Below are 7136 nucleotides of genomic sequence, written 5' to 3'. Positions count from 1 at the left end.
TAATCGGTGACCATGGCGACGGTCGCGTAGCACATCTCCGCCTCGCGGGCGAGCTTGGCCTCCGGCATGTTGTCATGCCGATCGCAGCCCCAGCTGCGGTAGAGGTTGGATTCGGCGACGGTGGAGAATTGCGGCCCCTCCATCACCATGTAGGTGCCGCGCCGCTGGTGCGGGATGTCCAGCTCGACCAGCGCCTGTTCGATCAGGTCGCCCAGCCGGCCGCAGACCGGATGGCCCAGCGCCACATGGGCGACCAGCCCGCTGCCGAAGAAGGTCTTGTCGCGGGCGAAGGTACGGTCGATGAACTGGTCGATGACCACGAAGGTGCCCGGCGGCAGATGCTCCTTCAGCGAGCCGACCGCCGACACCGACAGGATCTCGGTCACGCCCAGCTGTTTCAGCGCGTGGATGTTGGCGCGGAAATTCAGCTCCGGCGGGATGCGGTGGCCGCGGCCGTGGCGCGGCAGGAAGACCAGCTTCTGCTCCGCCAGCTCGCCGGTCAGCAGCTCGTCGGACGGGTCGCCGAAGGGCGTGGTCACCTTGACCCAGCGGGTGTTCTCCAGCCCGTCGATGTCGTACAGGCCGCTGCCGCCGATCACGCCCAGAACCGCACTGCCAACCGTTTCGCCAACCGCATCACCGCTCATGCCCTGCTCTCCCCGCTGAAGCCGGTGCGACTATTCCGGGCAGACCGGGAGAACAGCGGACTTCCTCCACAAGCGGCCACAAGCAGATTGATGCGGGTCCATTCACCCCTACCCTCGCCCATCCTGTTGTGGATCCAGGCCGGTTTTGGGCCGGCTTCAAATGGAGTGTCATGTCATGCGGATCGACGGGACGGCCTATCGCACCATCTGGCCGGACGGCGAGGGGGCCGTCGCCATCATCGACCAGACCCGGCTTCCGCACGACTTCGCCGTCGTCCGCCTGACCAGCCTGGAGGAGGCCGCCCACGCCATCCGCGCCATGCTGGTGCGCGGCGCGCCGCTGATCGGTGCGGCGGCGGCCTATGGCGTCCCTGCGCGCCGACGCCCCGACCGCGGGCTGGAGCATGCCTGCGCCACCCTGCTGGCGACCCGTCCGACCGCCGTCAACCTGCGCTGGGCGCTGGAACGCATGCGCGCCCTGCTGGCCCGCTGCCGGAGGCCCGGCGCGTCGGGGCCGCCGAGGCGGAGGCCGCGGCCATCGCCGACGAGGATGTCGGGATCAACCGCTCCATCGGCCTGCACGGCGCCGCCCTGATCCGCGCCGCGGCCGCGCGCAAGGGGGCGGGCGAGCCGGTCAACGTGCTGACCCACTGCAACGCCGGCTGGCTCGCCACCGTCGATTGGGGCACGGCGCTCGCCCCCGTCTATGCCGCCTTCGAGCAGGGCATCCCGCTGCATGTCTGGGTGGACGAGACGCGGCCGCGCAACCAGGGCGCCAGCCTAACCGCCTGGGAGCTGAAGCATCACGGCGTCCCCACACCGTCATCGCCGACAATGTCGGCGGCCACCTGATGCAGCATGGCAAGGTCGATCTGTGCATCGTCGGCACCGACCGCACCACCGCGACCGGCGACGTCTGCAACAAGATCGGCACCTATCTGAAGGCGTTGGCCGCACACGACAACGGCGTGCCCTTCTATGTCGGGCTGCCGTCGCCGACCATCGACTGGACCATCGGCGACGGCGTGCGGGAGATCCCCATCGAGGAGCGCGACGGCCGCGAGGTGAGTGAGCTGACCGGCCGCACCGCCGACGGCCGGATCGAGACGGTGCGCGTCACCCCCGGGCAGCCCGGTCGCCAATTACGCCTTCGACGTCACCCCGGCCCGGCTGGTGACCGGCCTGATCACCGAACGCGGGCGTCTGCCCCGCCACGCGCGACGGACTGCTCGGGCGTTCCCGGAGCGGGGTGAGGGGGGTGCCGTTCACTGACGGTCGCCTCGGTCAGGGTGGAGCGGGAGCGGGCGGATAATGCTTTCCCCCCGTTCGGCGATCCGTTCGGCATCGAAGTCCGTCAGGCGTCTCTCGGCCAGATCGGTCATGCCTCGGTTAATATCCGCCTTCAGCGACGCGAATTCCTGGCGCGGCAGGGCAGTCCGCCAAGGTGATGGTCAGGACGTTCGATCTCGGTCATGACTGCTCCTCATGGAATACTCGATCATACCCGTTGAGGCCGTCAACCCGCCCCTTCCACCACCCTCCCGCGCCCGCCGCAGGTCGGCGACGAAGTCGCGATAGGCCTGCTTCCGCCCCCTTGCCGGCCGGCAGGCGCAGCAGGTAGGACGGGTGGACGGTGACGAAGCCTTCCCCAGTCGCCGAACCCCATCGGCCCGCGTTCCCGCAGGACCGACCACGCTGCGCCCGGTCAGCGCGAGCGCCGCCGTGGCGCCCAGCGTCACCACCAGGCGCGGGCGGACGAAGGACAGCTCCTTCATCAGCCACCAGCGGTAATGCTTCACCTCGCCGGCGGTCGGCGACTGGTGCAGGCGGCGCTTGCCGCGGGCGACGAACTTGAAATGCTTCACCGCGTTGGTCAGGTAGGCGGCGCTGCGCTCGATCCCGGCCTCCTCCAGCGCGCGGGTCAGCAACTGGCCGGCCGGGCCGACGAAGGGGCGGCCCTCCAGGTCCTCCTGGTCGCCCGGCTGTTCGCCGACGATGGCGATGGCGGCCCCCTCCGGCCCCTCGCCCGGCACCGCCTGGGTCGCCCCCGGCACCAGGGGATCCGCCGCCAGGATGATGCGGTTCAGCTCGGCCAGCGTCACCGGCTCCTGCCGGGCCATGGCGGCGACGGCCTTGTCCGGGTTGCGGCGGCGGGGGGCGGCGGCCTCCGCCTCGATCATCGCCTGCACCCGCGCGGGCGCGGAGCGGATCATGGCCGGGATGGCGGCGGCTTCCGGCAGGTTGGCCCAGTATTTCCGCGGCATCTCCGCCCGCATCGCCGTGGGGTTCACCCGCGCCGGGTTGAAGGTGCTCTCGTAATAGCGCTGCCAGCCCTCGGCGAAGCGGTCGTCGCGGTCGAGCCCTTCCGGCCTCAAAGCCGCCGGCCCGACGGTCAGCGAGCGCCGGTCCCAGTGCAGCGAGCCCACCGGCGTCAGGATGGTCCAGACCAGACTCTCGAAGCGCTCGACGAAGAAGGGGGCGGTGGCCTCGACGATGAAATGGTCCGGCTCGAACCACGCGACGTAGCGTTCCGTTCCATCGGGGTCGCGCACCTCATGGAAGCGCAGGAAGGCGTGCATCTTGTGCAGGTCGCGCCGCACCGCCTTGTCGAGCAGCGCCAGCCGGTGGACCAGCGGGTCGGCATGGTGGTCGAGCATGTCGCGCTCCCCCCGCAGCACCCGCCACACCAGCCGGTGCAGCAGGGCGTAGCGTTCCGGATCGCGGTGGCAGACCACGTTCTCGATCAGCGCCCCCACCGGCCGCGGCAGCGACACCGGCGGCGCATCCGCCGGCAGAGTTGCGTCATCCCCGAACAGCGACGGCGTCGCCCCGACGCTCCACACCACCTCGCCCGGTTCGACGCCGAGCGCGACCAGCCCGCGCAGCGCGCGGCGGAAGCCGTCGAGGTCGGCGCCGTCCTTCAGGTCCACACGATGCATGTTCAGAACAGGCTGAGCTGCTTGGGCGGCGCCACCAGCCGCTGCCGCAGGTCAGCGCGGTCGGTCAGCCCGCCCGGATGGTGGTCGGCGGCGATCAGGAAGGCGCGCGCCCGCTTCAGCCCCGACGACAGCCGCGCCACATCCTCCAGCCGCAAGGTGGTGTGGCGCCGCGCCTCGACGATCTTGTCCACCGCCCGCGCCCCCAGCCCCGGCACGCGCAGCAGCATCTCGCGGTCGGCGCTGTTGACGTCGACCGGGAAGCGCTCGCGGTTCTTCAGCGCCCAGGCCAGCTTGGGGTCGATGCCCAGATCCAGCATCCCGCCCTCGCCCCCGGCGGCGATCTCCTCCACCGTGAAGCCGTAATAGCGCAGCAGCCAGTCGGCCTGGTACAGCCGGTTCTCGCGCTGCAGCGGCGGCGGCTTGGCCGGCAGGGCGGAGCTGGCCTCCGGGATCGGGCTGAAGGCCGAATAATAGACCCGGCGCAGCCCATAGCGGCGATAGAGCGTGTCGCTGGTCTCCAGCACCGACAGGTCGGTGGAGGCGTCGGCGCCGACGATCATCTGGGTGCTCTGCCCGGCGGGGGAGAAGCGGCGTTTTTCCTCCTTGGCCTCCGTGATGCGTTCGCCGACCTGCCCCATCACCGCCTTGATCGCGGTGCCGTCCTTCTCCGGCGCGAACTCCTTCAAACTGCGGTCGGACGCCAGTTCCAGGTTGATCGACAGCCGGTCGGCCCACAGCCCGGCCTGCTCGATCAGCCAGGGGCTGGCCTCCGGGATCGTCTTCAGGTGGATGTAGCCGGCGAAGCCATGGTCGCGCCGCAGCGTGCGCGCCACCAGCATCAGCTGCTCCATCGTGTGGTCGGGCGAGCGGATGATGCCGGAGGACAGGAACAGCCCCTCGATGCAGTTGCGCTTGTAGAAGCCCAGCGTCAGCCGCACCACCTCGTCGACGCTGAACCGCGCGCGGCGCACGTTGGAGGACCGGCGGTTGATGCAGTAGGCGCAGTCGAACAGGCAGTAGTTGGTCAGCAGGATCTTGAGCAGCGAGACGCAGCGCCCGTCCGGCGTATAGGCATGGCAGATGCCCGCCCCGGTGGTCGAGCCGATGCCGTCCGGCCCGCCCGTCCGCCGCTTCGCCCCCGACGACGCGCAGGAGGCGTCGTACTTCGCCGCGTCGGCGAGAATTTCGAGCTTGTCGAGCAGCGCGTCATCCACCGTGGAGGCTTCCCTCTCCCTTGAAGATGTTCGCAATATGTTCTTTTGAAAGCAAAAGGCAAGCCGAATGGCGGGGGCAAAATCGTGCCTTCGGCCCACCCCTTCAGCCCTCCCGCATCGCCTCGCCCAGTTCCCGCAGCACGCCGTCCCAGTCGCCCGGCGCGGTCTGCCGGAACAGCCGGACCGACGGATACCAGACCGTGTCGTGGCGCCCCTGCATCCAGCGCCATTCGGCGCTGTGGGGAAGCAGCGCCCAGGCCGGGCGCCCGAGCCCGCCGGCGAGATGGACGGTCGAATTGTCGACCGACACCACCAGATCCATGGCGGCGATCAGCGCCGCCAGCCCGTCGATGTCGCCCCAGGCATCCAGCCCCGGATCGGTGACGCCGGCGGCGGCGGCCTCCGCGGCGACGTCGCCATATTGCAGGCTGACCAGCCCCACGTCGGGCCGCTCCAGCGCTTTCGCCAGCCGGGCGAGCGGGATGGAGCGCAGATGCCCGACGGCGGCATTCTTGCTGCTCCAGGACACCCCGATCAGCCGGCGCCCGTCTCCCCGGCCATCCTCAAGACGCCGCCGCAGCTCCGCCACCCGGCCGGGATCGGCCTTCAGGAAGGCGGGCTGGCGGCCGGCGAAGTCCTCGATCCGGCGGCGCATCAGGCGCGGCAGGCTGCCGGCCGGGATCTGCGCCACGACATCCGGCGCGGTCAGCCGTTCGTCCGGCGGTTCGCGGCGGGCCACCACGGTGACGCCCGGCAGGCCACGGGACAGCAGCGGGGCCAGCCGCGCGTCGCAGTCCAGCACCACCCGCACCCCCTCCCCGGCCAGCTGCGGGATCAGGCTGGCGAACATCACCTCGTCGCCCAGCCCCTGCTCGCCCCACACCAGCAGTCTGCCGTCGCCCAGCGGCCTGCCGTCCCAGAGCGGCTGGGGGAACTCCGCCCGCGGAAAGCGGCCGGACGGCACGGCCCAGCCCAGCTCATAGTCGTCCCACCCCTCCGCCAGCCGGCCGAGCGTCAGCAGGGCGATGGAGCGGTTGAAACGCGCCTGGGGGGCGTCGCCATCGGCGTTGACCGCCTGTTCGAAGGCGCCCAGCGCCTCGCCGGCCCTGCCCCGCGCCATCAGGACGGAGCCCAGCGTGTTCCAGCCGCCGGCGAAGCCGGGGTTCGCGGCGACGGCGGCCCGCGCGTCCGCTTCCGCCGGCTCCAGCCGGCCCAGCTTCAGCCAGCCGTCGGCGCGGTTGTTCAGCAGCACCGGGTTCCCCGGCAGCAGGCCCAGCCCGCGGCCATAGGCGGCCACCGACTCCGCAAGCCGTCCCAGCCCCTTCAGCCGGTTGGCAAGCTCGTTCCACAAGGCCGGATCGCCGGGGGTGAGCGCCACGGCGATGCGCATGGCCTGCACGGCCCGCTCGGGCAGCCCCTCATCCGCCAACAGGGTGGCGAGGGGCGGGAACAGCCCGGCCTTCGCCGGATCGTCCAGGATGGTCATCGCCCGGCGCTGGGTGGCCAGGGCGGCCCCGCCCCGCCCCAGCTCCCGCTCCGTCGCGGCGAGCCGCAGCAGCGCCTTGGCATGCGCCGGCTCCAGCACCAGCGCCGCGCGGAAGCCGTCCCGCGCCCCGGCGAACCGCCCCTGCGCCTCGCGCAGCAGCGCGCGGTTCAGGTGGATGCTGGCGTGGAGCGGCGCCACCGTCAGCAGGGCGTCATACTGCTCCTCCGCCTCGTCCGGCCGCCCCAGATCCTGCAGCAGCCCGGCCAGCTGGAAGCGCGTCTCCACCGCCTCCGGCTGCAGGACGACGGCGGTGGCGTAGAGACGGGCGGCGTGGTCCGGCCGGTTCAGCGCGGCCTCGACCCGCGCCAGGTTGACGTGGAAATCGGCGATGTCGGGAGCGGCGGCGATGGCGCGGCGGATCCGGTCCATCGCCTCCTCCGGCCGTCCGGTCAGCGCCGCCAGGATGCCCCAGAGGTGAAGCGCATGGGGATGGCCGGGGGACGCCGCGAGGATGCGGCGATACAGCAGGTCGGCCTTGGCGAAGCGCCCGGCCTCCTGATGATCCAGCGCCGCGACCAGGGCTTCCTGCACCGTTGCCATCGCCCTTTATAGGGTGGGGGGAATTGCCGGTACAAGTCCCGCTCCGGTTCCGCTCCTCATCGCGTCGCAAATTGTTGGGGGTGCCGTCTTGACAGGAAAGCGGGACGGGGCCACGTGCTCATCACCTGGATCCGGGCCCCTCTGGCGACTTAGACGTGGTCGCGATGTCGGATCTCTTCACCTGCTTTTGCGCCGACGGGCGTGACCAAGAGCACGACCTTGGCAGCACGCAAGTCCATGGCTTTGACTA

General features: G+C 71.0%; 4 protein-coding genes and 1 pseudogene. 1 reads left to right on the top strand and 4 read right to left on the bottom strand.

Features of this window, described 5'->3' with window-relative positions; genetic code table 11:
• The coding region (locus tag B9N97_RS08540) for a phosphorylase family protein (RefSeq protein WP_085085298.1) at window positions 1-647 on the bottom strand (647 nt) is incomplete at its 3' end.
• Between the two features lie 175 nt (window positions 648-822).
• Here B9N97_RS08540 and mtnA point away from each other — a divergent pair.
• Window positions 823-1959, top strand: a pseudogene (gene mtnA, locus B9N97_RS08535) (S-methyl-5-thioribose-1-phosphate isomerase).
• A gap of 139 nt (window positions 1960-2098) precedes the next feature.
• On the opposite strand, the gene B9N97_RS08530 reads toward mtnA, so the two are convergent.
• The 3 genes from B9N97_RS08530 to B9N97_RS08520 all read right to left on the bottom strand — a co-directional run bounded on the left by B9N97_RS08530 (window position 2099) and on the right by B9N97_RS08520 (window position 6886).
• Window positions 2099-3586: a UdgX family uracil-DNA binding protein gene (locus tag B9N97_RS08530; protein ID WP_244560618.1), complete on the bottom strand. Its 1488-nt coding sequence runs from the start codon at window positions 3584-3586 to the stop codon at window positions 2099-2101.
• A 2-nt stretch (window positions 3587-3588) separates the two neighbouring features.
• Window positions 3589-4800, bottom strand: coding sequence for a putative DNA modification/repair radical SAM protein (locus tag B9N97_RS08525; RefSeq protein WP_085085296.1), 1212 nt, complete (start codon window positions 4798-4800; stop codon window positions 3589-3591).
• Window positions 4801-4903: 103 nt separating this feature from the next.
• Window positions 4904-6886: a tetratricopeptide repeat protein gene (locus B9N97_RS08520; protein WP_085085294.1), complete on the bottom strand. Its 1983-nt coding sequence runs from the start codon at window positions 6884-6886 to the stop codon at window positions 4904-4906.
• Between the last annotated feature and the right edge of the window lie 250 nt (window positions 6887-7136).

It is taken from the genome of Azospirillum oryzae, assembly GCF_900177515.1.
GTDB lineage: Bacteria > Pseudomonadota > Alphaproteobacteria > Azospirillales > Azospirillaceae > Azospirillum > Azospirillum oryzae_A.
Note: the sequence above shows the minus strand (reverse complement) of the source record. Positions and strands in the feature narration are given on the sequence as shown.